Raw genomic sequence first — 25,801 nt, forward strand, 5'->3', positions numbered from 1 at the left:
CGGCGTATGAAGCTTTCTCTGCGTTGGCTGGCTCCGTTCCTGCTCTTCTGCGGTGCCGCGCGCACGCAGTCCATGCCTGCCGCGCCGCAGCAGGTCATCGTCGACACGGATATCGGCGACGATCTGGACGATGCGTATGCGCTGGGCCTGTTGCTGCAGAGTCCTTCGATCCAGCTGCTCGGAGTCACCGCAGACTGGGGCGATACGAAGCTACGCGCGCGTATGCTCGACCGCTTCCTCGCCGAGACAGGGCACGCTGAAATCCCCGTTTTCATCGGGCCTGAGAAGACCTCGCTCGGTATGGCGAGCTTTACGCAAAGGGCCTGGGCGGAGCGTGGCCCGTCGCGTCCGCATGGCGATGCGATCGGCTTTATCATCGACACGGCAAAGCAGCATCCTGGTGAAGTAACGCTCATCGCGCTTGGGCCGATGACGAACCTTGCGGCTGCACTGAAGCGCGATCCGGAGAGCTTCCACAAGCTGCGCCGCATCGTGATGATGGGCGGCTCGGTGCGGCGTGGTTATGGAGAGCCGAGCTTTCTGCCACCAGTGAACCGGCCCTCCGCCGAGTACAACATCAAGATGGACATTGCCAGCGCGCAGGCGGTGTTCAAGAGCGGCGTGCCGATCGCCATGATGCCGCTCGACAGCACGCAGATCATGATGGATGAGACGAAGCGGTCGCTGATCTTCGCCGCCGGCACGCCGCTCACCGACGTTCTCGCTTCGCTGACCGCCGAGTGGTTCGCCAATCAATACTGGCCTGTACCGACCGCCTTCGACGCCGTCGCGGCCCTCTATGCGATCGACCCGGCAAGCTGCCCGGTGACTCCGCTGCGGATCGAGGTCAACGCAGACGGCTTCACGCGGGAGGTTGCCGGGAAGCCGAACGCCGATGTCTGCCTGTCAAACGACCCCGACCGCTTCTTCCAGAGCGCGCTTCCACTCTGGCTGCGGGAAATCCCCGCCAAGCGGTAGCGGCGAAGACGCTATCGGCCGATTTTGCGCAAAAAAGATGCGGCCCGAAGGCCGCCCTGCAAAACACTCGTTGGTTGTTCGCGTTAGGCGACGCGGCTGGCACGCGGAGTCAGCATCTGTACCGGAGCGATCTTCTTCGGCGCAGCGGGCGAGAGAACGTTCAAGCCCATCACGCGGCGGAAGAGCGAACGCGTCATGCCGGTGAGCGCGGCATCCTCCGGCTCCACCTGCTGGCTGCGGTCGTGCGGCTTCATGGTGACTACGGAGGCCTGCATGGCGCCATCCTGCGGCTGAATGTGGTTCGGCTCAGACGCGAAGGCCATGCTGCCGTGGCTGATGCGACGCGAAGCGTTGCGGCTGTTGAGGGGAAGAATCGCTGTGGCGCTCGTCATGGAAAGATCTCCTCATCAGGGTTGGAGCGCCAGGGAAGTCTGGCTGGCTCACTTGGGAAGGGATACCTCAGGTCTCGGCGGCTTGCGCTCGCAGTAGAGGTGATCACTAGTAACTCTGATGGAGAAACTTTCGGGGGAGTTGCACGCGGGGATACCTGAGACGCAGAAAAACCCGCGTGCGGATTACCAGAATCTACGCGGGTTTCATGCAATCAATGAGTCAAAGCTTTGACTGGTTGTAAAGCCGACTCGGTCGGGTCCACCGCGAGCGCGGCACGCAGCTTCCCCCAGCTTTCGGCGAGCATCTCGGGCAACACACGGGTCTCTCCGATCACGGTCATGAAGTTCGTATCGCCGCTCCAGCGGGGCAGCGCGTGCAGATGAATATGCTCGGCCACGCCCGCGCCGGCTGCTTCGCCGAGGTTCAGGCCCATATTGATGCCGTTGGGTCGATACACCGCGCGGAGCACCCGCTCGACGCGCCGTGCGAGGCGCATCATTTCTTCGGCGACCTCCAGCGGGACAGCCGCCAGCGACGAGGCGTGTTGGTAGGGCACGACCATCACGTGGCCGCCGTTGTAGGGATAGGCGTTCAGCACGACAAAGCAGTGTTCGCGGCGCTCGAGAATCCATACGGCTTTTTCTGCTTCGTCGGTGGGCATCCCATGCTCGATTGCCCAGTCGGCCGCGGCGAGCAGGTTGCAGAAGACGCAATGCTTGTCGCCGGGCCACGCGTCCAGCGCCTCGGGAACGCCGCGGCGAGAGGTCTTTTGTTCCGCGCCGGTGACGTACGCATAGCGCCAGGGAGTCCAAAGCCGATCCATCCCCTGAGTATAGAGACAGCGGTGTCGCGGGTATCGGGCGATTACCAGCAGAAATCTTTCGAACGGAAAATCGTTCTGCGACGAAATGGATATTGCTTGCGTCTAACGAAAAGGCAACCGAAAAACGCTGTTTTTCGCGGCAAAGCTCGTCGTCAAAGAGCTTGTCGGCCTGACCTGGAAAATTGACCGCATCATTTTGCGGCTGTACACTTGAGAAGTAGCCCATGCGTGCGGGATCCAATGACGCGATGGGTTTTTGAGCAACACCTTACTCCCGCCCTGACATCATCGACCTGCAGTGCCGGCCTTCGAGGCCGCGTGTCGTCACGCCGCCCGGAAAGCTCGCCCACTGTGAGCCGCGTTGTGCGAGCCCTCTCGCGCAGCAACGATGCGGAGGCCCGAGCGAGCAAACGGATCCCGGAGATATTCATCACTCATGTCCGACCACACTACATCCACCGAGAGCACAGCCCTGAACACCACACTTGAACCCACCTCTAACGACGCGACGACCGAGACCTCGGCGTCGACCGAAACCACCACCACCAACATTGCCGATGAGCAGACCAAGCCGGTCGCCGCTGTAGCCGTCGACGAAGAGCCCGAGTACGACGCGGATGATTTCGCGAAGGCCCTCGAGAACTTCGATCGCGAGCAGGCTGCCGAGAAGGACGCTGCGCAGGCCATGACGAGCGAAGAAGCGATCGTCATCGGTACCGTCGTCAAGATCACCGATAAGTACGTTGTCGTCGACATCGGCCTGAAGAGCGAGGGATTGATTCCCCTGGATCAGGTTGTCGACCACACCGGCGCGCCGAAGTTCAACGTCGGCGACACGGTGGAAGTGGTTGTGGAGCGTGAGGAGTCGGAAGGCGGCTATCTCGTTTCGCACGAGAAGGCACTGCGCCACAAGGTTTGGGACAAGCTGGAAGAGGCTTGCAACTCCAAGACGCCGGTAAAGGGCATGGTCCTTTCGCGCGTCAAGGGTGGCCTGACCGTGGACATCGGCATCAAGGCGTTCTTGCCTGGTTCGCAGGTTGAAGTTCGCCCCGTCCGCAACCTCGATGGCTACATCGGCCAGGAACTCGAAGTTCGCGTGATCAAGCTGAACAAGAAGCGCGGCAACGTCGTGATCTCGCGCAAGGAAATCCTCGAGGAAGAGCAGAACGCCAAGAAGGACGTGACGCTCCAGAACCTCGAAGAGGGCGCAGTCTTCACCGGCGTCGTCAAGAACCTGACCGACTACGGCGCATTCGTGGACATGGGCGGCCTTGATGGCCTGCTGCACATCACCGACATGAGCTGGGGTCGTCTCACCCACCCGCGTGACCTCGTCAACGTGGGCGATGAGATCCAGGTCAAGGTCCTCAAGTTCGACAAGGAAAAGCAGCGCGTATCGCTTGGCTTCAAGCAGCTCACGCCTGATCCGTGGCTCGATGCCGTGGAGCGTTACCCCGTGGGCGCTCAGGTTCGTGGCCGCGTTCTCTCGGTCACCGACTACGGTGCATTCGTGGAGCTCGAGCAGGGTATCGAAGGCCTCGTTCACGTCAGCGAAATGACGTGGTCGAAGCGCATGAAGCACCCGTCGAAGATGGTCAAGCCGGGCGACGAAGTCGACACGGTCATCATCTCGGTGAACCCGAACGATCGCCGCATCTCGCTGGGCATGAAGCAGCTCCAGGAAAACCCCTGGGAAGAGCTCGAAGGCAAGTATCCGGTGGGCATGGAAGTGGAAGGTCGCGTTCGCAACCTCACCGACTTCGGTGCGTTCATCGAGATCGAAGACGGCATCGACGGCCTGGTTCACGTTTCGAACCTGTCGTGGACCAAGCGCATCAAGCATCCGTCGGAAGTGCTCAAGAAGGGTGAGAAGGTCAAGGCTGTTGTTCTCGGCGTTGAGCCGGAGAACCGTCGCCTTTCGCTCGGCATCAAGCAGCTCCAGCCGGACGTTTGGGACACCTTCTTTGCACAGCACCGCGTTGGCGATGTGGTGAAGGGTAAGGTTCTGCGCACCGCTCAGTTTGGCGCATTCGTCGAGCTGGCTGAGGGCGTCGAAGGTCTCTGCCACGTGTCGGAAGCTGTGGACGAGAGCGGCCGTCAGGTCGAGCTCAACGCAGGCGACGAGCACGAGTTCAAGATCGTGAAGATGAGCCAGGACGAGAAGAAGGTTGGTCTGTCGATCAAGGCTGTTGGCGAAGAAGCATCGCGCCAGGAGATCGAGTCGTACAAGGCTGACAACCGTGGTTCGAAGAACCAGGGTGGATCGAACTCCTCCTCGAACGCATCGAACTCCGGTTCGACCACGCTGGGCGACCTGCTCAAGTGGAAGCAGAGCGAGAACGAGTAACTCTCGATCAAGCATCGAAAAAGGCCACCCTTCGGGGTGGCCTTTTCGTTGCTGCGAGGTCGGCGGAGCGAGGAAGTCGTTCGGCGGCGCGGACGGTGTTAGATTTGCAGGATTTCGCCGCGTGCGGAGCTTCGCGTTCAAGGAGCGAGCGGAGCCGCAGCAGAGCGATTGCGCTGAAGCAGCAGCAAGGTCGCGGCGACGATCACTGGCCCGAGGACGAAGCCCGAAATTCCAAACATCGCCAGCCCTCCAAAGATTGCCACGAAGATCACCGCAGTATGCAGTTCTGTCCGTCTGCCGACAAGCGCGGGGTAGAGCAGGTTATCGAGGTTGCTGACGATGACGCCACCCCAGATGGCCAGGATGATCGCGCGCGTCCAACTCTCTGCGAAGCCGAGGTAGATCGTCACCGGTACCCAGATGAGAAACGCCCCGAACGCCGGGATCAGGCAGAGGATCGCCGTAAGCGTACCCCACAGCAGCGCTCCGGGGACGCCGAGCAGCCAGTAGGCGATACCCGAGAGCGCGCCCTGTATTCCGGCGATGAGGAAGCGGCCCAGGAAGATCGCGTGCGTGACCTCGCCGAGCTTGCGCAGAAACGGCAGCGCATCTTCCTCTGGCATCGGCATCATCGACACCAGTGCGCGATGGGCTTTGTCGGAGTCCCGCAGCAGGAAGAAGAGCAGGAAGAGCATCAATACCATCTGCACGATGAACGTAATGAAGTGCCGCAGCCCGAGAGCCGCCCATCCTGCGGCCATTTCGGCCAGGCGCTTGCCCTCGGCATCGGGCGCAAGCTGATCGAGCCCCTGCTGCACCATGCCGCCGAGCTTCTGGTGCTTCACCGCGAAGAGTCGCACGTCGAAAGCGGCATCCCCGCTCACGATGTAGCGTGCGATGTGGATCACCTCGTGCACCAGCGTCTTCACGACGAGAAAGCTGGGCAGTACGACAGCGATGATCACTGCGGCCAGCAACAGCCACGCTGCCATCGTTGAGCTCATCCGCCGGCACAGCCATAGCCGCGCTCGGTGGAGCACTACAGCGAGCGCGACCGCGCCCGTGAGCGGGAAGATGAGCGTGTGCATAAAGCACAGGCACAGCACGACCCCGGTCAGCACCGCGAGATACAGGGTGATCGTCCGCCCGAGCGATTTCGTAGGTTCGGGTTGGAGGTCTGGAGTCAACATGCCTTCCTGCGTTGGATTGATTCGCGCGCGGTGGAGTTGGCTCCTGTGGCTAAAGCTCCGCGCTGCGCGGGCATTTGGAGCGACGACTCGCTGGCCGCTTCGTCATCACGGAAGATGTTGCCCTCGCTCGAGAATCTGTACAGAACGACGCGCTTGCCTGCGCGTGAGAGCTTCAGCGCCAGCAGCACGCCGACGGCTTCTGCGCCAACGATGCGAACATCCGTACGAGGCGGAGCGGGGACGACGGCGTCCTCGAAATCAGTAAGCACTCGCGCTGATGATAGCGGGTCGGTCGCCGCCTGCTCTGTGCGCTGCGTCATCGAGTCACGCCGCGCTCGCGCGCGAAGCAGCTTATGCTAGAGCTTACATGTCCGCTCAAACCCACTTCGTCTCTCGTGCTGGCTCGGTGCCCCTCTTCGCTTCGCATCTGGACGTCTTCGGGGGCGCAGAGCGTAGCTTGCTTGCGTTTGCTGCGTGGCTGCACGCGCAGGAACGTGCCGTGCACCTGGTTACCTATACGAACCGCGCAGAGTTTGCGCAGTACGCGAACTTCGATCTGCCGATTGACGTTCTGCATCCGCAAGGTGGCGGCCCCGCCAAGGTAAAGGCCCTGCGTGCGTACTTCCTGTCGAAGCCGGAAATGTTGCCGCCGCTGGTTTCGGGCTATCAGCCTGCGCTCCATGCGACCTATGCGCGCATCGGCAAGTTTCACTGCCTGATGCACGACACACCGGTGCTGTTCGAGACCGCAGAGCATCGCGACACGTCGCTGAAGACTCGCTTGCGCACAGCATTTTCGAACAAGGTTGTTGGCTTCGGCTTACGGCATGGCGAGACGATCGTCACCAGTGAGTTCCTGCAGCGCGACTGCCTGAAGGAGTTTGGCGTACACGCCAAGATCGCGCGCATGGGCGGTATGGTGAGTGCTGCCGGGTTCGTGCGACGCCGCTTTGAGGGCGAGTTGCGTTTGCTCTCCGTCTGCCGCATCGAGGCGAACAAGCGCATCGACTGGATGCTTAACGCATTGTCTACGCTGGAACAGAAAGGTCTCTCCTCGCAGATTCCGTGGCGTCTCGACATCGTCGGCAAAGGTTCGCAGTTGGACGAGATGCGTGAGCGCACGGCGGCGCTCGGCCTCAGCGATCGCATCGTCTTTCACGGCTTCGTCTCCGACGACGGACTCGCGGAGTTCTACGACCGCGCGCATCTCTTCGTGATGCCTGCGGTGCAGGGTTACGGCATTCCTGCAGTGGAGGCCCTTGCGCGCGGCATCCCCGTGCTGCTGCATCGCGACTCCGGTGTGTCGGACATTCTGCTCGATACGCCCTGGGCCTCGGTGCTGCACGGTGGCGAAGAAGAGCTCGCCCCGAAGCTCGAAGCGATGCTGCACTATCTCGCCGCGAACGAGCAGATGGCCGCTCCACCGCCGCCGGAGCTGCCGACCGAAGATGCCTGGGCTGCGCGAGTAGCGCGCATTTGTGGCTACGTTTAGCGCGACTCCACGCTATGCTTGCGACATGCGTATCGCCTGCACTGTTGCCGCTCTCATCGTCGCCGCTTCCACGCTTTCCGCACAAGCACAACTGTCTGAAAAGACCGCGCAACAGATCGCCGAGATCGCGCAGTAGACCCTGAAGGACACCGGCGTGCCCTCGGCTTCCATCGCCATTGCGAAGGACGGCAAGCTCGCTTACGCCGAGGCCTTCGGTCTGGCGAGAACGCAGCCCGCTCTGCCGGCCAAGGCGTCGATGGCCTACCCCATCGGCTCCATTTCGAAGCAGTTCACTGCGACGGCGATTCTGCTGTTGCAGCAGGACGGCAAGCTTTCGATCGACGACCCCATCGGCAAGTACTTCCCGAACTTCACGCGCGCCAACGACGTGAAGCTGCGCAACCTGCTCACGATGACCTCAGGGTATGAAGACTTCGCGCCGCAGGATTACATCATCCCCGCATGGCTGCAGCCGGTGAAGCCGCTCGAGCTCGCGACCGAGTGGGCGACCAAGCCGCTCGACTTTGAGCCCGGCACGGAGTGGCAATACTCGAACACGAATTTTGTGATCCTCGGTCTGGTCGTGGAGAAGGTCTCGGGCAAGACGCTCCCTGCGTTCCTCAAGGAGCGCGTACTGAAGCCGCTGGCGCTCGAGGGTGTGGTGAACACCTACGACGACCGCGACAAGCTGCCGGTGACTGGCTACGTCTCCTACGCGATGCAGCCGGTGCGCGTCTCCGCGCTGGAGGATGCGGGCTGGTACTTCGGCGACGGCGACCTTGCGATGCCTGCGTCGACGCTCGTGAAGTGGGACCTCACCATCGCGCAGCAAAAGCTGCTTTCGCCCGCGAGCTATAAGGAGATGACGACGGCCTTCACACTGAAGAATGGCAAGAGCGCAAACTACGGCCTCGGCGTCTTCTCGCGCGATGTCAACGGCCATCACATGATCGAGCATAGCGGTGAAGTCGGTGGTTTCGTGGCGGAAAACGTTCTCTTCCCGGATGATGGCGTCGCTATCGTCGTGCTGACGAACGAGGTCGCATCAAGCGCTGCTGGTGCTATCGCGCATCAGTTGTTTCCCTTGCTGATGCCCACGCCCGCGACGACTACGGATTCGCCCGTCGCTGCGGCGCTCAAGCAGTTGTTGCCGCAGTTGCAGCAAGGCAGCATCGATCGCGCGGCGCTGACCTCGAACGCTTCCTCTTACTTCACGGCAGACGCGCTCACCGACTTCCGCGCAACGCTCGCGCCGCTCGGCGCGCTGAAGGACGTGACGCAGCAGCGCACCGCGCTGCGTGGAGGCATGACCTTTGGCCTCTATACAGCGAAGTTCGAGAAGGGCAGCGTCCGCATCAGCACCTACTATACGAAGGACGGCAAGATCGAGCAGCTGCTCATCACCGGCAAGGAGTAGCGCCCGTCATGCACGAGGCCCAATGCTCTTACGCATTGGGCCTTCTGTGTTTTCAGCTTGTAGCGATCAACGGCCTCGCTTCGCATGCTTGGCCTTCTTTGCGCGCTTGTGTTCCTTGGTGCTCTTCTTCTGCTTCTCGGCCTTCTTACGTTCGCCGTACGCGCGTGGCGAGCGAGGGTTCACCGGACGCACTTCGCTCGCGTTGTCCTCGTTTACCTCTGCGTCGACCAAGGCAAATTGCAAGCGTCGCTGCACGCGGTCGATGCGGTCGAGAATCACGGTGACACGCTGCCCGGGTTTGAAGACGTGGCCGCTGTGTACACCGACGATCGTGCGGTCGGTGTCGCGGAAGTGCCACTCGTCTTCCGGGATCGTTGCAATCGGCACCATGCCTTCGATAAACAACTGATCGAGCTCAACGAAGAAACCGTACTTGGTCACCGACAGGATCATGCCACCGAAGTCGTCGCCGACCTTGTCGGCCATGAACTTCATCTTCTTCCACTCAACGAGTTCGCGCTCCGCATCGGAGGCGCGGCGCTCCGTCTTGGAGCATTCATCGGCGATGTCGTTCAACTCTTCCACCGTGATGGGACCGTCCGTCGGCTGCGGCGTGGCTTCATCGCTGCTCCACGGCTGCTTATCGCCGGAGTGGATCGCGCCGCCCCGCGGGGACGCACCTCCGCGTAGCATCGATCGCATCAGGCGATGCACGATGAGGTCCGGGTAGCGACGAATCGGAGAGGTGAAGTGTGTATACGTCGGCGAGGCCAGCGCGAAGTGGCCCTCGTTCTTTTCGGCGTAGCGCGCCTGCTTCAGCGAACGCAGCATCAGGTAGCTGAGGATGCGCTCTTCGGGGTGGCCGTCGATGCGGCGAATGAGCTTCTGATACATCTGCGGCGTGACCGGAATCTTCTCCGGCAACTCGCGCTTCTGCGCTTCGCGACTGTTGCGGCCGCGCGCCTGCAGAGAGCGGCGGTCGGACTTCATCGACAGCTTCTTCGTCGGAATCGCGCCGATGCCAAGCGTCTGGCCAAAGGTCGCCGCTGTCTCTTCGAACTCTACGATGCGCTTCGGATCGGGCATCTCGTGGATGCGGTAGATGGACGGGATCTCCTGCGAGGCGAGCCACGTGGCCACGCACTCGTTGGCGCTCAGCATGAACTCTTCGATGAGGCGATGCGCCCATCCGCGCTCGGTGCGCACGATCGCCTTCATGTTGCCATCGGGATCGAAGAGCACGAGTGGCTCGGGCAGATCAAAGTCGATGGAGCCGCGACGTACGCGCTTGCGGTTCAGGCGCAGCGCAAGCTCCAGCATGTCCTCGAAGCGCTTGGGCATCTCCGGCTGCTCGAGCGCTACGCGCTCGCACTCGGCGATGTCCTCTGCAGAGGCCGGCTTCAGGTGCTCGGGGTGCGACTGACCGACGTTCAGGCACGCCTGCACGCTGGTGTAGGTGCAGCGTCGCGCCGAGCGGATGATGCCCTCCGCAACGCGATAGCGAACGATCTCACCCTCGGCGTCGATCTCCATGATGCAGCTCATCACGAAGCGGTCTTCCTTCGGCAGCAGGGAACACATGCCGCTCGAAAGCGCGTGTGGCAGCATCGGCACGGCGCGGTCCGGGAAGTAGACGCTGTTGCCGCGCACGCGCGCTTCCGTATCTAGCGGCGAGCCGGGGATGACGTACGCGCTCACGTCGGCGATATGCACCTGGAGTTCGGTGTTGCCGTTCGGCAGCGTCTGCACCAGTACGGCATCGTCAAAGTCCTTCGCGGTTTCACCGTCGATGGTGACGACGGGAAGCTCGCGGAAGTCCTCGCGCAGAGCGAGTTCCTCGGCTTCCAGCGTCTCAGGGGTCACCTTGGATCGGTCCTCGGCCTCGACGAGCACGTCGGGTGGAAAGACGTGCGGGATATGGTGCTTGCGGATGACGATCTCAACGTCGACACCGAAATCATCAGGATGACCGAGCACCTCGATCACGCGACCCAGCGCAGGGCGTCCCGCTTGTGGGAAGCGAATGATCTCAACATCGACCGCCATGCCTTCGAGCGCGGGCGAAACCTCATGCGCAAGGCGGCGCTTGCGCTTCTTCGCCTCATCGCCCAGGGTACGGTTGGCGTCCTCGCCCTTCGGCGTGACGATCTCTTCTCCTGCAGGGATGCTGATGCTGCTGCCTATCCGCTCGTCCAGCGGCGTGACGTAGTTCGTCGAAAGCTCTGACTCGTTGTAGCCCGGGGAGCGCCGCGCGGTGCGCGCGTAGTGGAAGATGCCGACGATCGTCGGGTTGCGGCGCGTGAGCACCCGCGCAATGCGGCCGGAGCGGCGCCCGTCGCGGCCCGGCGGAAACTCATCCACCAGTACCAGATCGCCTCCCATGGCGCCGTTCAACTCATTGGGAGCAATGAAGATATCGCCCGTCGCCGCGGGGTGGTCCTTCGCCGCATCCGGCCGCACGAATCCGAAGCCGTCGCGGTGAAGATCCAGCTTTCCGCTGACGAGCCGGTCGCGTCCTGAGCGGGATTCCTGCTCCATGCCGTCCCACAAACCACCTCGCCGGGCAGGGCGCCGGGGCTTGTTGGCGTCTTCTGCAGGCCGGGGAACAGCCCAGAGTTCAGGGCTGAGCTTTACCAGTTCTCCGCGTGCCGCGATGCGGGAAAGCTGCTCGAGAAGCAGGCGGCGCTCGCGACCGCCGCCAAGCCCAAGCTCACGAATGAGTTGCTTGTATCCAGCCTTACCGCCGGGAGCCCGGCCGATCCGGTTGAGAAGGTCGCGATCACTGTGAGCGTACGGGCCACGGGACATGCGCCGAGCATAGCAGCCAGCCCGTCTCCGCTGCGAATCCGGGCGACTGATAACCACGAAGCGATGCATTGCGCGATGCCCCAAAGCGGGACGCTTTGCACATAAGAATGTGGGCAGCCGTTATAGAGGCTGAAAACGAAGTAATTGAAACGAAAGTCCTTATTGTGTCGCCCGCCGAAGTAACCCGTGTGTTACTTCGGTAATGTTTACTCAATCCTAAACACTCAACATATTGAATTTATTGGACTTACGTTTGGTTACACCTTACGTTGTAGACATCTGGTTGTCCAGAGAAATCTTTTAGTAACACGAACGACTTTAGCAGCAAACATTCGCAACACGAGATTGATACCTAAGGAGCTTTACCATGAAGAACTTCACCGTCCGCGCTTTCGTCCTGACCCTCGCCCTCACCGGAGCAGTTGCCTCCACCGTTTCGTCCAAGGCCGCGACGAAGTCGAACACCACCAAGGTGACGTTCCTCGATCCGAGCACCCCGGCTCCGATGTGCAGCCCGAAGAGCGCAAGCCTCTGCGGCATCGACTAAGCTTCGACTCCCCGAAGGTTGTAGAAAAAAGTTTGGCTCCGCGCTAGTCCCGGGGTAGCATAAAAGCTACTCCGGGAGTGCGTCCATGACTGCGAAAACCGCCCTTCAACTTGTCGACATCCTCATCGTTCTTCTTGGGGCGAGTAGCCTGATTACACTTTCCAAGAAGCAATTGACTCGTTCATTTGCCGCGCTGGCTGCACTCCTGCTCGTACGTTCGGCAAATGCTGCGGTGGCTATTGGCACCCTTTTCCATCGCCAGCAGCTTGGTCTTTCCCGTCAACTGGCATATTCAATCTATCTCTACAGCTTCTGGACCTCCCAGGCCTTGCAGGCAGCGCTGGAAGTGGTCGTGATCTATGCGATGTATCGCATCGCGATGAAGCCACTCGAGGGCCTTCGTAACATCGGCAGTATCATCTTTGCCTGGGTCTCGTGCGTTTCATTGGTTCTGTCATTCACCGTATTTCTCGGTCCACACACCGACACAATGTATTTCGCTTCGCTGCTCGGTAATCTTCAAGAGTGCATCAACGTACTCTCGATCTGCTTACTTCTCTTCGTTTGCTTTGCTGCGCGTCCGCTTGGGCTCACCTACCGCAGCCGTCCGTTTGGTGTGATGCTCGGGCTGGGAATCAGTTCCACGGCTTCCCTCGTGCTTTCCACATGGGAGCCCACCACGGCCGCCCAATCGGTTTACTCTCCTATTTTCGTAGTGGGAGCGATTGCAGGCGCGGCGTCCATGGTGACTTGGCTGTCGTACTTTGCTCTTCCGGAGCCGGAGCGCCAGATGGTCATGCTGCCGACGACTTCGCCGTACTTTACCTGGAACCGCATCTCTGCGGCGCTGGGTGATGCGCCGGGGATGGTGGTCATCGACGGATTCCGTCCTTCGATGCTGGCGAACGCAGAGGTTGCCGCTTTCAAGGCTGTCGGTGCTGGCGTGAGTGAGTTTGGTGGGCCTTCGGCGAAGGATCCGTCGCTTGCGGCAAGCCTCGCTATGACGGCGTAGCATCCCTCATTCTTCAGGAGCAGGGCCAGCATGGAACCGGTAACGCATGTTCTCACCGGGACTCTGCTGGCCCGTTCTGGTTTCAACCGCCGAGCAGCCTATGCCACCGCGGCCATGGCGATCGCCGCCGAGTTTCCAGACATCGACACGCTCTGGAGCTTGCGTGGGCCAGTTGAAAGCTTCACGCATCATCGTGGGATCACTCATACCTTGTTGGGGCTGCCGTTTGAAGCGGCGCTCATCGTCGCGGTGTTTTACGGCGTGCATCGTTTCCGTGCTGGTCGCAGAGCGGCGCCAGCTACGCGGTCGCTGACCCTGGCACCTGTGCGTTGGGGCACGCTGTATCTCTTGGTGTTGCTGGCGTTGTGCTCGCATCTTCTGCTCGACTTCACCAACAACTACGGCATTCGTCCGTTCGCGCCGTTTCATCCGCAGTGGTACGCGGCGTCCATTGTCTTCATTTTTGATCCGCTGCTGTTTGTCTTGCTCATTGCCGCGCTCCTGTTGCCATCGCTGATGCGGCTGGTGCAGCGCGAAGTTTCAAGCGGCCGCAGCTCGCGCGGCTTCGCGCCGAAGCGTCCAGCGCAGGTGGCGCTTGTGCTCATTGCGGCTTACTACGGTGTGCGCGCCTGGCAGCATGCGCAGGCGATAGTTCTCGCGAACGCGCAAAGCTTCACCTTGCCCCAAGTGACCGCGACATCCGTCGAGCGCGAGCAGCATCCGGCCTACTTCCGCGCGACGCGAAGCCTCGCCAGTCCAGATCCATTCAGCATTTTTCGCTGGCACGTCGTAACCGACTTTGGGCCTGCGTACCAGCTCCAGGAGATTGACACGCGCCAGAGCCTCGCCGCCCCCGCAGGCGAGCCGTTCCTCAAGTCAAACACCGGCGATCCGGCGATTCTGGCTGCGATTCAGTCGCCGCTGGGACGGGCCTATCTCGACTGGTCGCCGATGCCGTGGATTACGGTGGATCGTCCCGATCCTAACGTGATTCCGTTGCAGTCCACCGTGGTTACTCTGCGGGATCCTCGCTTTATGGGCGAGGTCCCGTTGATGAACTCGAACGGTCGAAGCCCACTGACCGCGATCGTCGAGTTGGGGCCGCAGCATGAAGTGGTGATGCAGACGATGGACGGGCGCGAAGAGCGCTAGTTTTCGTCTGCTGCTAGAAAGCTTCGCACTGTGTCGAGAGCTGCCTGTTGCACCGCGTCGTCGTCTCCCGGTCCGTTGAGAAAGTGCATCTCCCCGTCGCGTCGAAACCATGTCATCTGTCGCTTCGCGTAGTTGCGATGCCCTTGCTGCACCTGCGCAATGGCTTCAGGCAGGTCCAACGAACCTTGCAGCACCGCCAACGCCTGTAGGTATCCCAGCGTAGTGAGCGCGCGTGCGTCCGCGCCGTACTGCGCACGGATAGCATCGGTCTCTTGCAACAAACCACGGTCAAACATTTGGGCGGCCCGCACGTTGATGCGCTCGTAGAGCAACGGCCTTGGCGGGTTCAAGCCAAGCTTCAGCACACGAAAACCTTGAAGGGCATCGCGGCCGCTCAACCACTGCTCGGTTTGCGGCGCGCGGCCTGCCAGCGTGACCTCGATGGAGCGAATGATCTTCGGCGTGTCATTCGCGTGGATGGCTGCGGCAGCGCGAGCGTCCAGACGTTGCAGCACGCGATGGATGTAGGCGCTGCCGTGCTTCTCTGCGCGTGCGCGCAACTTGTCGCGCAGCGGCTCGTTGCGCAACGGCGCAGGAGCAAGACCCTCGAGGGTCGCGCGCAGATAGAGCCCGGTGCCACCCGCTATGATCGGCAGTTTTCCGCGCCGGGTGATGTCATCCAGCGTCGCGCGTGCATGACGGGCGTAATCACCTGCCGTAGGGTGCTCGTTGGGGTCGTAGAGATCGAGACCGTGATGCGGCACGCGCGCGCGCTCGGCGGCCGAGGGCTTTGCTGAGCCGACATCCAGCATCCGATAGACCGCCACGGAGTCGCACGAGACGATCTCGCCGCCGAAGGTCTCGGCAAGGAGGAGGCTCAACGCAGTTTTGCCGCTGGCCGTGGGGCCGGCGAGGACGATCAGCGGTTTCACCATTGCCTCCACCAGCCTGCAGGGAAGACCCGCTCGCGGCCAGCGATGAGCGCCAGCCCAACGAGCATGAGCAGCGCGACATAGAGCAAGCCGCGTGTCGCAGCTGTGCGCTCCCGCGTTTGCGCGGCGAACAGGCGCGCCTCCTCGGCGGCGAGTCTTCGCGCGAGCTCAGGCTGTGCCTCTTTCAGCGGTTTGGAGCGAGCATCCAACGCTTACGAGAGTAGCTTATTGCTGCTCGTTTACGGTGTAGTAGAAGCGGACGACGAGGTTCGGTCCATGGAACTCAGAGGGTAGCGGTTGCAGTTTGCCCTGCGTCACTACGGACCCCCATGCCGACTTGTTGATGGCGTCGTCATGCGTCGAACTCTCCAGCTTCCATCCACCGATCGTGCCGTCCGGCAGAATGGTGAGAATCCAGACCGAATGGCCGGACTTGGAAAGCGGCGGATAGATTTCCTCGGGTAGCAGCGGTCCCCAGGCGTTCTTGGTATCGCGGACCAGGCGGGCCATGTACTTGCTGAAATCCACACCCTGCGTGTCGGAGAGGATCTCTGCACCGGAACCGGCAGAGCCTCCACCACGAATGGGGCTTTCAATGCCGCCGCGCGGCAAGCCGCCACCGCCGCGTGAGGGATTACGCGTAATCTCGCTCATCGCAGAGCTGGGGTTGGTCGACGGCTTCGGCAGCAAGCCGTGCGAGCCCGGCTGCGGCGAAGGCGCATCGGCCAGGGCCGGCGACGGATGCGTCGATGGCTGCGGTGTGGGATTGTTCGGCGTCGGCTGCACATGCGGTTGTGGTGCATTGGGCATGTTTGGCGCGTTGTTCGCGGCCATCGTAGGTTGCGGCGTCGGCTGGTCGTGAGGCGGCTGCGTCGTCGGCGGCCGCTCGACGCGGAGCTTGTCGAGCAATTCCTTCGGCGGAAGCTGATTGCGCGGAATTTCCTTCAGGCGCGGCGTCGGCGGCGTGAGCTGTGGCGCGACGAGCATGGTGAGTTCATGCTGCTTCATCGCCTCGCTGGGGAGCACCAGACGCGGCGCATGCCAAAGGACACGCGGGCCGTAGAAGACGAACCATGCGATCGCGAGCCAGACGAAGACCGAGATGTAGATGGATTCGCGGAAACGACCGCGGGCGCGCTCGTCCTCGATGGTGTCCAGCATTCGAACGAGTTCATGGGCTTCCATCTCGCCATACTTGGACGTGCGGATGCGCGTCGCTGCGGACGTGGAGTCGTTCGGTTCCTGCGGGGGAGGAGGTGGCTGCTGCGGATCGAGGAGAGGCATCTATCGTGTCTGTATCTTCTGACGGACGAACCACCTACAAGTTGCGGTGGAAGATCATTTGCCGTGCGTTTTTCGCCGCAGCGCGCGTCCTCTCTATTCTCGCATTTATGCTTGGCAGCATGAGCCTTCAAGGAGTTCGTGCCGTTGTCGTCACTGTCAGCGATCGCTGTTTCGCAGGGACGCAGCAGGATGTTTCCGGCCCAACGCTGGTGCGTTTACTGACCGAGGCCGGCGCAGAAGTCTCGCCCGCAACGGTCGTTGCCGATGACCGCGCTGAGATCGCGGCGATATTGCGTGAGGCATCACAGCAAGCGGAGATCATCCTGACCACTGGCGGCACGGGCGTAGCGGCGCGGGACATCACGCCCGAGGCCACGCTGGATGTTTGCGATCGACTGGTGCCCGGGCTTGCCGAGCATATCCGCCGCGAGGGTTTGGCGGAAACTCCATTTGCGGTGCTGGGCAGAGGCGTTTCAGGCATTTGCGGCGATTGCCTGATTGTGAACCTGCCTGGGTCGCCACGCGGCGCGGAGAGCGGTCTGCGCGCAGTTCTGCCGTTACTGCCTCATGCGGTGGCTTTGCTGCGCGGCGACACCCAACATGCTGAGCCCGCGTAAAATAGAGCGTAGTGAAACTGCATCCTGTTGTTCTCCTCCACAAGTTTTCCGGATTCCTGCTGGCCGTCCTGAAGCCGCTCGGCATTTGGGGCGTTGGCGCGCTGTCGCTCATCGACTCGGCGCTCATTCCGATTCCCGTTTCGATGGACGGCGTGCTCATCGGCTACGTCGCCACCGACCACTCGCGCTTCCTCGCGTACAGCCTGATCGCGGCCGTGGCGTCGGCGATCGGCTCGTTGGTGCCGTATTACATCGGCCGCGCGGGCGGTGAACTGGTGCTGCTGAAGCGCGTGAACCGCGAGCGCTATGAACGCATTCGCGATCGCTTCGAGAAGCAGGAGTTCCTCGCCATCATGATTCCGGCGATGCTGCCGCCGCCCACACCGATGAAGCTCTTCGAGTTCGCTGCTGGTGTGTTTGAAATGAAGCCGGTCACCTATGTGCTGGCTGTCTTCACAGGCAAGCTGATCCAGTTCCTCGTCTGCTCGCTCCTCACCATCTGGTTTGGACCGACGCTGGTACACACGCTCAAGGCGGGCTTCCATGAACACATGGGTCTCACGATCGGCGGCATCTGCGCGGTGCTCTTCCTCATCGTGTTCTGGGTCGTGCGTAAGACCTTTGATAAGAAACGCGGCGCAGAGTCGCTGCCGATCGAAGACTAATCGTCAGGCATCGGGCAAGACAAAGGGAGTCGGCAAAGCAAAGCGCGCGGCGCTAAGCGATGCCTACTCCCTTGTTGTTCTTGCGTTGATTGTGGCTTACTTTCTGGCTTTTACGCGAACCGGTACCGGCTCTTCCGCAGTCGTGATCTCGATCAGTGCAGGAAGCCCGAAGAAAGCCGCTGCGAAGATTGCGGTGGAGATCAGATCGTTGACATAGAAGGGAACCGCAGCCGCGTAGCAATCACCAAGACCCGCTGCGGTGTGAGCGTACATGCCGCTGCTGACCCATACGACAAAGTTGGAGAGCAGGAAGAAACCCGTAGCGGAGGCGAGCACGCCGGCGACCACACGCAGTGCAGTGACCTTGCGCAGCAGCGCGCTGCCGATCAGGCAGACCGCAGCGTACCAGCACCACGTCACAATGTATCCGCGGATGTGAAACGGATACTCGTAGACGACGCGCGTGAGGATGGCATCAGTAACCGCCATGACGGCGACCGCCACGATGGCTTCCCAACGAGGGCGGCGTGAGCCAAAGAAAAGCAGACCTGCGCCGACGGCGGTGAAGTTGACGGCCGTGCCGTGTGCCGAGTGCGGCAGGAAACGGCTAAGCGCAGCGAGAAACAGAATGATAAATGCGAGCATAGGCCTCGCTCTCGTTGAAGATATCGGCGAGCAAACGCCTTCCTTCATTCTATTCCTGTGCGCAAAGAGAAAGAAGGCCAGCCATCGAATGGCTGGCCTTCTCTGCGTTTGCGGCGCAATTAGTGTTGGACGACGAGGTCGTCGGCGAGGCGGAAGTGCTGAATCGACTCTGCCGGGATGACGATGTCGCGGTTGCCGGTGGTACCAGCGATGAGCGTGCCTGCACCTGCGCCCGAAGCTGCACCGATCGCAAGGCCAACGCCGCCCGATGCGATGCCACCGATGAGCATACCGGCGCCGGTCATGCCGCCGATCCAGCCAGCGGTGCGCTTACCCTTGCCCTTCTTGGTGTGCACGTTGTCATGCGTGTCGAGCGCGTACTCGTTGCCGCCGAGCGTCATCGAGGTCAAGCGAAGTTCCAGCACCGAAGCGCCCTTGAAGTGACCGCGGCGATGCGATGCATCGACACGACCGCGCACCGGAACGCCACGCGGAATGACGACGTTGCCGTTCAGGACGACGGGCTCGGCAACCTCACCGGTGAAGTGCGAACCGGCAGGCGTGTGCTTCACATCAATGCGTTCGTTGATGCGGATCGCAAGCGAGGTGCCTGCAGGAACCGTTGCGTTGAACGCTGCGGGCGCCGTAACGGGTGCTGCGCCGTTCGTGGCGGCAGGAGCCACAGTGGTTGTGGTCTGCGAGCCGTCAGTCGGCACAGGGCCAGCTGCGTTCGCAGCGTTCGCTGCCAGCGGAGCTGCACCATACGGCGTTACTACCGGATTGGTCTTCGCGGGCTTGGGGCCGGGCGCGGGAGGCGTTGTGGTCGTCGTGATCTGCTGCGTCTGTCCTGCGACAGGCGGCTGCACGACGGTGGTCACGGTGTCACCGTTGCCATCCACGTACTGGATCTGCTGCGCGGTGTTCGTCGAAGCTGCCGCAGCCTTGGCTTGCTCGAGCGCCTTCTCCTGATCGCTCTTGCAACCAGTGGCCATACCCAGAGCCAGCAATGCTGCGCATGCAGCGAATTGAATCTTTGTCTTGAACATCCGAGCTTCTCCTTGTGGTGCGCCGCGCCAGGTCAGTGGCCACGCGCGTTGCGCAGTGTGTGCGAACAGGGAGTACGATGCCGCGATTTCACGCGGTGCTGCCTAGAGTCTCAAAAAGTTTCATGAACTGGACTTCACTTTCGGTCGCTCCGAAGACGGTGTTGGCGTGTCCGAAAGATAGGGATGCGCTGCGTGTTCGCTATGGAATACTCACGCCAGATGAGCAGAGGACGCGGCCCACAGAGGCCTTGCCAGACGCGCATCGTGCAGTAGGCTCCATCGTTTTTGCAGGTAGTCATGCTGTTGCGGAGTTGGGTCGCAAACGCTGTTCCGCAGCAACATGCAGAACTCCTAAGAGATCGCATGAGGAAAGCAACGATGATTTCATTCCGCCGAGAGAACGACAGAAACGCCTCGGGCAAAGGTTTCTGGCAAGCACAGCTTCCGGTGTTTGCTGCGCTCTTCGTCATGCTGCTCACGCTGAGCATGGGCATTGCAGAGTCTTCGCACAGAGCTTTGAGCGAAGGCGTCGCTGCCGGAGCTGCGGGCAGCGTATTTGCTGCCGCACTGCTCACCTCTAACCCGCGCCGCATGGTGTCACGCCTGCGAACTGCGGCTGCAAGAAAGCAAGCGCCGCTGACCGCAGAGGCGGTCAAAGGCTAGGCCAAACAAGTTTCCGCGCGGCGCGATGTTTGCATCGACACTGCGCGAACCAAGGTTGTCTCTTATAGGGTCGCTACCAACGCCACAGGTAGCGGCCCTCTTTTTTTGAGGGAGGATTCGCTCTTAGATCTTCTGCACGCGCAGCACATCGCGTACGCCTTCGACCTTGCGGAGGTTTTGCGTGAGGCGAGTGAGATGGCGCACATCGACGGTTTCAATCACGAACTCCACATTGACGACGCCGTCCCTGGGAGGCTGCGAGTCGACGGAGCGGATGTTCGTGTTGTCGTCGGAGATGATAGCCGTGAACTCTTTGAGCAGGCCGGAGCGGTCGTCGCAAACGATGACCAGCTTGACCGGATAGGTCGTGGGTTTGGGGCCGCCGGTCTTGCCGGTGGATTCGGGCGTGGCGGACCAGTCCACATCGATGCGGCGATCGGCCTCGTAGAGCAGGTTCTGCACGTTGCTACAGCTTCGTGCGTGGACCGCGACACCCTTGCCGCGCGTGACGTAGCCGATGATGGCTTCGCCGCGAATCGGGTTACAACAGCGCGCGCGGTAGACGAGCAGATCGTCCTGGCCTTCCACCTGCAGCGACTCCGAGCCCTTGCCGAAGAAGACGCGCTTCACGGCGTCGGACATCTGCGACATCGTGTTGCCGACGGGCGTCTCTGCGTGCGGTGCTTCAGCAAGCTGCGTGGAGCCCGGCTCGAGCTTGTTCAGCACCTGACGCGTCGAGTACTTGCCGAAGCCGATGCCGGCGAGCAGGTCTTCTTCACCGCCGAGCCCGTACTCGTGCGCAACGCGGTCGAAGTCCGTAGTGGAGTGCTTGGAGAGGCTGACCTTGTACTTACGGGCTTCGCGGTCCAGCAGCTTCTTGCCGATTTCAATCGCACGCGCGCGCTGGTTCTCGTTCAGCCAGTGCTTGATCTTGTTGCGTGCGCGCGAGCTCTTTGTGAAGCTGAGCCAGTCACGCGAAGGCGCATGGCCGCTCTGCGTGGTGATCTCGACGATGTCGCCGTTGCGCAGGCGCGAGCGCAGCGGAACGATGCGTCCGTTCACCTTGGCGCCGGTGGTGGCGTGGCCCACGTCCGTGTGGATCGCATAGGCGAAGTCCACGGGGCTCGCGTCCTTGGGCAGCACGATCACCTTGCCCTTGGGCGTGAAGGTGTAGACCTCCTCGGGATACATGTCCATCTTCAGCGTGGACATGAACTCGTTGGGGTCGTTCATTTCGCGTTGCCACTCGATGAGCTGACGCAGCCAGGCGAGCCGTTCTTCGTCCTTCGCGCTGACGTTGTCGGTGGCCTTGTACTTCCAGTGCGCGGCGATGCCTTCTTCGGCAACGCGATGCATGTCGTCGGTGCGGATCTGCACCTCGAACTGGTGTCCGCCCTCGGCGATCAGCGTGGTGTGCAGCGACTGATAGAGGTTCGGGCGCGGCATCGCGATGAAGTCTTTGAAGCGTCCGGGCACCGGGCGCCAGGTGGCGTGCAGCAGACCCAGCGCGGCGTAGCAGTCCTGCTCGGTCTGGGTGATGACGCGGACGGCGAAGAGGTCGAAGACCTGATCGACGGGCACGTTGTGCGCGTTCAGCTTCTGCTGAATGGAGTAGAGGCGCTTGATGCGGCTTTCGACGCGCGCCACAATGCCTGAGTCACGCAGCTTGGTTTCCAGCGTGGTGACGATGCGGTTCAGGAAGGCTTCGCCTTCGCCGCGCAGTGCGTCGACTTCCGCAGTGAGCTGCGTATACGTAAAGGGATCGGTGTAGCGGAAGGCGAGGTCTTCGAGCTCGCCGCGCAGCTTACCCATGCCGAGGCGATGCGCGAGCGGGGCATAGACCTCGAGCGTTTCGCGCGCGATGCGTTCCTGCTTCTCGGGCTTCAGGTGCTCGAGCGTGCGCATGTTGTGCAGGCGGTCGGCGAGCTTGATGATGACGACGCGCACGTCGGTGACCATGGCGAGCAGCATCTTGCGGATGTTTTCGGCCTGGTGGTCTTCGCGGTTGGCGAACTTGATCTTGTCGAGCTTGGTGACGCCTTCCACGATGTGTGCGACCTGCTCGCCGAAGCGTTGAGCGATGTCGTCGGGTGTGACGTCGGTATCTTCGACGGCGTCGTGCAGCAGGCCGGCGGCGATGGCGGTCGAGTCCATCTTCAGCTCGGCGAGCACCTGCGCGACTTCGAGCGGATGGATGACGTACGGCTCACCGGAGGCGCGCTTCTGGCCGGCGTGATGCTGCAGGCAGAAGAGCCATGCCCAGCGGATGAGGTTCAGGTCATCGTTCGGGCGGTTGGCGCGAACGGTGGTGAGCAGATGCTCGAAGGTCTGCTCGAGCGGGTCGCCTTCCGGATAGTGCTTGCGCAGATCGACCGGCGGCATGGTGGTCTCTTCATGCGGCTGCGCGGTCTCCAGCGCGAACTCGCCGGCAGGCTCATCGAGCGCCGTCTTGATGGGCACAACAGGAATGGCATGGGGGATAGAGGGCGCCGCGGCTTCAGCGACGAGGCCGCTTTCGCTGGGAGAAAGGGTAGACACGCCAAGCACGGCGTCGGCTTGCAAGCCGAGGGTGCTCGCTGCGTGCGTCTCCGGGTTCGATCCCGCACCAGAGATCGTCATCTCCGGCTTGTTAGAGGCCATAGGCCATTATAAGCGGCGCACGCAATACGCGCGTGAACGGCAACGGGCGGGAACCTTGAGATTTACTGCTTGCCTGCGGCACCGGGTTCCTTCACGCCGGGCTGCAGCGGCTGGTTCTTGGGCAGGTCCTTCACACCGGGCACCGAGAGCGGCGTTTTCGTGGGTTCCTTGCTGGCGGGTGTCAGCAGCTTCAGCAGGCCGGGCTGAGGGCGCGCGCCGTGGTGAACCCATTCGACGAGTTCGTCGAAGGCGCGCAGCTCTTCTGCACCGTTGATGTTGCAGTGGCCCTCGCTGCGCACGTACTGCTGCACGAGGTTGTCACCGAAGCCTTCGAGCTCGACCTGCTGGTTGTACAGCATCAGCGTGCTGGCAGGGATGATCGGGTCGTAGACGGTGTGGACGGCGAGCATCGGCTTGGTGAGACGTCCGCTGGGCGTGTAGTGGCGCAGCAGGTACTCGCGCGCCTTCGGCTCGGCGGCATAGCGCTTCACGCCGTCGTTCAACGCGTAGTCCATGTGCGAGTCGCCGGGAGTGGTGCCGGTGTAGATGTAGTTGCGATTGTCGAAGGGATTGCCACCGCTGCGGCGGATCATGTCCGCAACAACATAGGTGAAGTACGCGATATTTGAGGCCACGCCGGTGTCCGTATGCACGGTGAGCAGGTGGCGCATGATCTCGGCGGACTTCGGGTCCTTCTTCAGCGCGGCCATCACCTTGTCACGCTCGGCGTTGTTGGCGATGTAGTCGTCGGGCACGTTCAGCAGCGACGGCATGACGTTGGGGAAGTAGAAGTCAAAGGCCGCGCGCATGGCGAAGCGGCGATCGAACGAAACGTACGTCGGGCCGACGGCGCCGCAGAGATCGAGCCCACCCATGTAGGGCTTGGGGTTCAACTCCAGCGTCACCATTGTGAGCGCTCCGCCCATCGATCCACCGGAGACGTAGGTTTCCTTCGGCTGGCCGTAGCGCTTCACGAAGTATCGACGCAGCGCTTCGGTTTCGGGGTATGCCTGCGGCAGCGCCCAGCCGGGCTGCGAGTATCCGCTCTGGATCACCGCGTAGTGGCGCTCGAGGAACGGTGCCTGCTGGCCGCCGAGGCGCTCGGCGATGTGGAAGGTCACGTTCGTCATGGAATAGCCGTGGTAGAAGACGACCAGCGAGCCGTTCCAGTCGGCCGGGATGTCGATGCGGTACGGCGCGCCGGTCAGCACACCCACCTCGGTAAGCCCGAGCGGGCCGCGAAGCGTGTCGGTGCTGCTGGGACGTAGCTCTGAAGAGCTTTTGCCGCCGCCAGCGGCGTGCGCCGCGGGCAGGCAGAACAGGGTGGCAACCAGGGGAAGGGCAGCGCAGCGCTTCAACGCGCGTAAGTACGATCGCATGACGGTGTACCGCTGATTCTACTCAACCTGCGAGGTTGCCGCTATCGCTCCCAGCGGCTGGAGTGAAACGCCCACGAAAATCCGACGGTGATGACCGGGTAGAAACGCAGCGGGCTGATGTCGTTGTTGATGTTCTGCACCTGCTGCGCCAGGCTGGTCTGCGCGTCGGGGTCGGTGGCGATGTCACTGCAGCCGTAGCTGCCGTTCTGCGAGCCGCAGGCGCTGCCGGCGAGCACCATCGTCAGCTTTGGCTGCGAGAGGTATTCAAAGCCGATATCGACGGGGATGCTCCAATGACGGCCGCTGCGCGGAATCATGTTGCTGGTGCCGAAGGTGAGGCTGGGGCCGTAGTTTCGCGCGAAGTTCATATGCGCTACGCCGTGTACGGGGTTCGTCGGGTCAGAGGTATAGTCGTCGTCGCCAAGCGAAAACTTGCCCCCGCCGGGCACGTAGGTGGTGGCGTGCAGCGAGTTGCCGCTGTAGATCGTCATGCCGGGCGTGATGCGGAACCAGTTGTTGAACGGCATGATGTCTACGCCAACCGTGCCTGAGCGCAGGAAGAACGCACCGTTGATCTGCATGCCATCGACGTTGAAGTCGCTCGCATAGGAGAAGTACGTGCCGCCGACGCGCAGGTTGAAGCGCTTGGCGAGCGGCGTGGCGAACTCGAGTCCCGTACCCTGCGAACCAGCTTTCATCTGCACGGCCAAGGCGCTGAAGGGGCGCACGCCTTCGCGGTGCACAATCGGCGCGGGCGGAAGGTCGTCTCCTCGCTGTGGCGGTTGCTCGCCGAGAACGCGGCCCTGCAGCGGGGGCTCGCCCACACCCACAGACTGCGGCTGGGGAGCATAGCTCACACCCGGCGGCAGCACGCCGATGGGCATTCCGGTCTGCGGATCAGGCTGCCCCGGTTGCGCATACTGGGTCGGCGGCAGGGGTGACGCGGCCGGAGCTGCGTCCTTCGGCTTGGCGGGAACCGTGTACTGATACGTCGACGGCTGGCCCGGCTGAGCGTACACCGGCGTGCCTGGAGCGGGCTGATCGGCAGCCGCAGCCGTCTTCGGCGCGGGGTAGATTTCATTGCCCAGACCGGGAATGTGGTCGTTGCCTGCGGTCGGGGGCGGAGCCGACTCGTAGACCCCAGTGGGAGTGTGTTGCAGCGGAGCGAGCGTCTCGTTGCTCGGCGCGGGCACGGCGGTCTTCGGATAGATCTCAGTCCCGAGTGGGACGACGTTCTCGCTACCCGCAGGCGCCTGCGCAACATCGTCTGTGCGCGTCGCCGGCTCAGGAATACTGTCCATCGGCGCGAGCGTGCCTTGCGGACGGGCTGGAACCTGCGTTGCGGGCACGATTTCGGTCCCCAGGGGGACGACGGTTTCGCTGCCGGCGGCTCCAGTTGCGGCGTGGTCCTCCGGAGGAAGCGCACGTGCCGGAAGGCGCTGCGTGCGAACCGCCGTGGATCGCGTTCTGACGCGCGTTGTGGGAGCCTGTGTCGTCGCCGCCGCCCCGTTCAGGTCGATGGGGTGGATCTGGTCCTCAGGAACCGGCGGCACGTCAGCCGAATTCACGACGGCAGGCCCGGCCACCTTGCGGCGCACGGGCTTTCGACGCGCATGCGTCACCGGCGTCGTACTGGCCTGAGCGGTGGTTGCATCGGGAGTGATGACGTACGGGGTGCTCGCCTGCGCGAGAGCAAACTCAGGAGCCAAAGCCAGCACACCTGCCAGCGAAACGGAACGAACGAGCTTATTTGTCATGAATAGGCGAGCTG

23 protein-coding genes are annotated in these 25,801 nt (G+C 62.2%); 11 read left to right on the plus strand and 12 right to left on the minus strand.

Features of this window, described 5'->3' with window-relative positions; translation table 11 throughout:
- Positions 1 to 6: 6 nt before the first annotated feature.
- Positions 7 to 978 carry a nucleoside hydrolase gene (locus OHL11_RS04820; protein WP_263370339.1) on the plus strand — a complete coding sequence of 324 codons (972 nt, stop codon included), beginning with the start codon at positions 7 to 9 and terminating at the stop codon, positions 976 to 978.
- Between the two features lie 83 nt (positions 979 to 1,061).
- Here OHL11_RS04820 and OHL11_RS04825 read toward each other — a convergent pair whose 3' ends face one another.
- Together OHL11_RS04825 and OHL11_RS04830 are read right to left on the minus strand one after the other, a co-directional pair.
- A complete protein-coding gene (locus OHL11_RS04825) occupies positions 1,062 to 1,370 on the minus strand; it encodes a hypothetical protein (RefSeq protein ID WP_263370340.1) in 309 nt (102 codons plus the stop codon).
- A 212-nt stretch (positions 1,371 to 1,582) separates the two neighbouring features.
- Positions 1,583 to 2,194: an HIT family protein gene (locus OHL11_RS04830; RefSeq protein WP_263370341.1), complete on the minus strand. Its 612-nt coding sequence runs from the start codon at positions 2,192 to 2,194 to the stop codon at positions 1,583 to 1,585.
- 436 nt (positions 2,195 to 2,630) lie between these two features.
- Between OHL11_RS04830 and OHL11_RS04835 the strand changes: the two genes are divergently transcribed.
- A complete protein-coding gene (locus OHL11_RS04835) occupies positions 2,631 to 4,541 on the plus strand; it encodes a 30S ribosomal protein S1 (protein ID WP_263370342.1) in 1,911 nt (636 codons plus the stop codon).
- Positions 4,542 to 4,678: 137 nt separating this feature from the next.
- On the opposite strand, the gene OHL11_RS04840 is transcribed toward OHL11_RS04835, so the two are convergent.
- Positions 4,679 to 5,731, minus strand: a complete 1,053-nt coding sequence (locus tag OHL11_RS04840; protein ID WP_263370343.1) for an AI-2E family transporter — start codon at positions 5,729 to 5,731, stop codon at positions 4,679 to 4,681.
- Positions 5,725 to 6,051 carry an FAD-dependent monooxygenase gene (locus tag OHL11_RS04845; RefSeq protein WP_263370344.1) on the minus strand — a complete coding sequence of 109 codons (327 nt, stop codon included), beginning with the start codon at positions 6,049 to 6,051 and terminating at the stop codon, positions 5,725 to 5,727. Before OHL11_RS04845 ends, OHL11_RS04840 begins: the two co-directional genes overlap by 7 nt.
- A 47-nt stretch (positions 6,052 to 6,098) precedes the next feature.
- Between OHL11_RS04845 and OHL11_RS04850 the strand changes: the two genes are divergently transcribed.
- Genes OHL11_RS04850 through OHL11_RS04860 form a run of 3 tightly spaced genes read left to right on the plus strand, consistent with a single transcriptional unit; the run spans position 6,099 to position 8,640 of the window.
- On the plus strand, positions 6,099 to 7,223 hold the full coding sequence (locus OHL11_RS04850; protein WP_263370345.1) for a glycosyltransferase family 4 protein: 1,125 nt from the start codon (positions 6,099 to 6,101) through the stop codon (positions 7,221 to 7,223).
- Positions 7,210 to 7,359, plus strand: a complete 150-nt coding sequence (locus OHL11_RS04855) for a hypothetical protein (RefSeq protein ID WP_263370346.1) — start codon at positions 7,210 to 7,212, stop codon at positions 7,357 to 7,359. The genes OHL11_RS04850 and OHL11_RS04855 overlap by 14 nt, the downstream gene beginning before the upstream one ends.
- A gap of 18 nt (positions 7,360 to 7,377) precedes the next feature.
- Positions 7,378 to 8,640 (plus strand): serine hydrolase domain-containing protein, encoded by a 1,263-nt coding sequence (locus OHL11_RS04860; RefSeq protein ID WP_263370347.1) that lies wholly within the window; start codon positions 7,378 to 7,380, stop codon positions 8,638 to 8,640.
- Positions 8,641 to 8,706: 66 nt separating this feature from the next.
- Here the strand turns inward: OHL11_RS04860 and OHL11_RS04865 are convergent, their stop codons facing one another.
- Positions 8,707 to 11,448, minus strand: a complete 2,742-nt coding sequence (locus tag OHL11_RS04865) for a ribonuclease R family protein (RefSeq protein ID WP_263370348.1) — start codon at positions 11,446 to 11,448, stop codon at positions 8,707 to 8,709.
- A gap of 367 nt (positions 11,449 to 11,815) precedes the next feature.
- Here OHL11_RS04865 and OHL11_RS04870 point away from each other — a divergent pair, with 367 nt between their 5' ends.
- The 3 genes from OHL11_RS04870 (at position 11,816) to OHL11_RS04880 (ending at position 14,159) form a co-directional block, all read left to right on the plus strand.
- Positions 11,816 to 11,995, plus strand: a complete 180-nt coding sequence (locus OHL11_RS04870) for a hypothetical protein (RefSeq protein ID WP_263370349.1) — start codon at positions 11,816 to 11,818, stop codon at positions 11,993 to 11,995.
- A gap of 85 nt (positions 11,996 to 12,080) precedes the next feature.
- Complete coding sequence (locus OHL11_RS04875; protein WP_263370350.1) at positions 12,081 to 13,007, plus strand: hypothetical protein; 927 nt, start codon at positions 12,081 to 12,083, stop codon at positions 13,005 to 13,007.
- A 30-nt stretch (positions 13,008 to 13,037) separates the two neighbouring features.
- A complete protein-coding gene (locus tag OHL11_RS04880; protein ID WP_263370351.1) occupies positions 13,038 to 14,159 on the plus strand; it encodes a metal-dependent hydrolase in 1,122 nt (373 codons plus the stop codon).
- On the opposite strand, the gene miaA is transcribed toward OHL11_RS04880, so the two are convergent.
- Positions 14,156 to 15,094 (minus strand): tRNA (adenosine(37)-N6)-dimethylallyltransferase MiaA, encoded by a 939-nt coding sequence (miaA, locus tag OHL11_RS04885; protein ID WP_263370352.1) that lies wholly within the window; start codon positions 15,092 to 15,094, stop codon positions 14,156 to 14,158. The genes OHL11_RS04880 and miaA overlap by 4 nt on opposite strands.
- Before the next feature lie 222 nt (positions 15,095 to 15,316).
- Positions 15,317 to 16,375, minus strand: coding sequence for an energy transducer TonB (locus OHL11_RS04890; protein WP_263370353.1), 1,059 nt, complete (start codon positions 16,373 to 16,375; stop codon positions 15,317 to 15,319).
- A gap of 119 nt (positions 16,376 to 16,494) precedes the next feature.
- On the opposite strand from OHL11_RS04890, the gene OHL11_RS04895 reads away from it, so the two are divergent.
- The gene (locus OHL11_RS04895) at positions 16,495 to 16,992 is read left to right on the plus strand and encodes a MogA/MoaB family molybdenum cofactor biosynthesis protein (protein WP_263370354.1); all 498 of its coding nucleotides are present in this window, start codon (positions 16,495 to 16,497) and stop codon (positions 16,990 to 16,992) included.
- Between the two features lie 11 nt (positions 16,993 to 17,003).
- On the plus strand, positions 17,004 to 17,657 hold the full coding sequence (locus OHL11_RS04900; RefSeq protein ID WP_263370355.1) for a YqaA family protein: 654 nt from the start codon (positions 17,004 to 17,006) through the stop codon (positions 17,655 to 17,657).
- A 96-nt stretch (positions 17,658 to 17,753) separates the two neighbouring features.
- Here the strand turns inward: OHL11_RS04900 and OHL11_RS04905 are convergent, their stop codons facing one another.
- Both OHL11_RS04905 and OHL11_RS04910 read right to left on the minus strand, forming a co-directional pair.
- Positions 17,754 to 18,302: a DUF6580 family putative transport protein gene (locus OHL11_RS04905; protein ID WP_263370356.1), complete on the minus strand. Its 549-nt coding sequence runs from the start codon at positions 18,300 to 18,302 to the stop codon at positions 17,754 to 17,756.
- Between the two features lie 119 nt (positions 18,303 to 18,421).
- Positions 18,422 to 19,348, minus strand: a complete 927-nt coding sequence (locus OHL11_RS04910) for a hypothetical protein (protein WP_263370357.1) — start codon at positions 19,346 to 19,348, stop codon at positions 18,422 to 18,424.
- Positions 19,349 to 19,726: 378 nt separating this feature from the next.
- Here OHL11_RS04910 and OHL11_RS04915 point away from each other — a divergent pair, with 378 nt between their 5' ends.
- On the plus strand, positions 19,727 to 20,011 hold the full coding sequence (locus tag OHL11_RS04915) for a hypothetical protein (protein ID WP_263370358.1): 285 nt from the start codon (positions 19,727 to 19,729) through the stop codon (positions 20,009 to 20,011).
- A 123-nt stretch (positions 20,012 to 20,134) separates the two neighbouring features.
- On the opposite strand, the gene OHL11_RS04920 is transcribed toward OHL11_RS04915, so the two are convergent.
- The 3 genes from OHL11_RS04920 to OHL11_RS04930 form a co-directional block, all read right to left on the minus strand.
- Complete coding sequence (locus OHL11_RS04920) at positions 20,135 to 22,393, minus strand: RelA/SpoT family protein (protein WP_390236504.1); 2,259 nt, start codon at positions 22,391 to 22,393, stop codon at positions 20,135 to 20,137.
- A gap of 320 nt (positions 22,394 to 22,713) precedes the next feature.
- Positions 22,714 to 24,030, minus strand: a complete 1,317-nt coding sequence (locus OHL11_RS04925; RefSeq protein WP_263370360.1) for an alpha/beta fold hydrolase — start codon at positions 24,028 to 24,030, stop codon at positions 22,714 to 22,716.
- Positions 24,031 to 24,071: 41 nt separating this feature from the next.
- Entirely contained in the window at positions 24,072 to 25,787 is a 1,716-nt protein-coding gene (locus tag OHL11_RS04930) for a hypothetical protein (RefSeq protein WP_263370361.1), read from the minus strand.
- Between the last annotated feature and the right edge of the window lie 14 nt (positions 25,788 to 25,801).

This window comes from Granulicella cerasi, assembly GCF_025685575.1.
GTDB lineage: Bacteria > Acidobacteriota > Terriglobia > Terriglobales > Acidobacteriaceae > Granulicella > Granulicella cerasi.